We start from the raw sequence: 528 nt of genomic DNA on the forward strand, positions 1-528 counted from the left end.
GGTTTAATCAGAATATGGCTTACAAGGCGTTGTTCAACCAGTTGAACTTCTCCGCCTCGTTTATCTTTGAGCAGTAGTATGTGGAAACCGCCTGGAGAGCGAACAGGTTTGTTGAAAGCGCCAATATCAAGTTTGCGTACCGCATCACCAAGTGCTTCTGGCAATTCTGTCGCTTTACGCCAGCCCAGGTCGCCTCCTTTCAAAGCATTTGGGGCGTTAGAGAATTCTACAGCTGTCTCGGCAAAGTCTGCGCCGTTTTGTAGTTTTTTATAAACATCATTCGCTTTACGTTCTGCCTTCTGAATAATTTCAGGGGAGGCCTGGGACGGAATTGCGATGAGGATATGGCCCAGAGAGTATTCAGCAGAGATCTGACTTTTACCATCTACAGAGTTAAGGAAGTTTTCCAGTTCCTGTTCAGATACGCGGATACGGCGGTTTACCATATTCTGCTGCACGCTGTTGAGTAGCATCTCATCGCGGATCTGCTCGCGTGCTGCATTGTAGTCTCGTCCCTCAGCAATCAAA

At 47.5% G+C, this 528-nt stretch carries 1 protein-coding gene; it reads right to left on the reverse strand.

What is annotated here, in order from left to right:
• The coding region (locus GY843_RS02100; protein ID WP_297306066.1) for a peptidylprolyl isomerase at positions 1 to 528 on the reverse strand (528 nt) is incomplete at both ends.

Source organism: Neptuniibacter sp. (assembly GCF_024231755.1).
Taxonomy (GTDB): Bacteria; Pseudomonadota; Gammaproteobacteria; order Pseudomonadales; family Balneatricaceae; genus Neptuniibacter.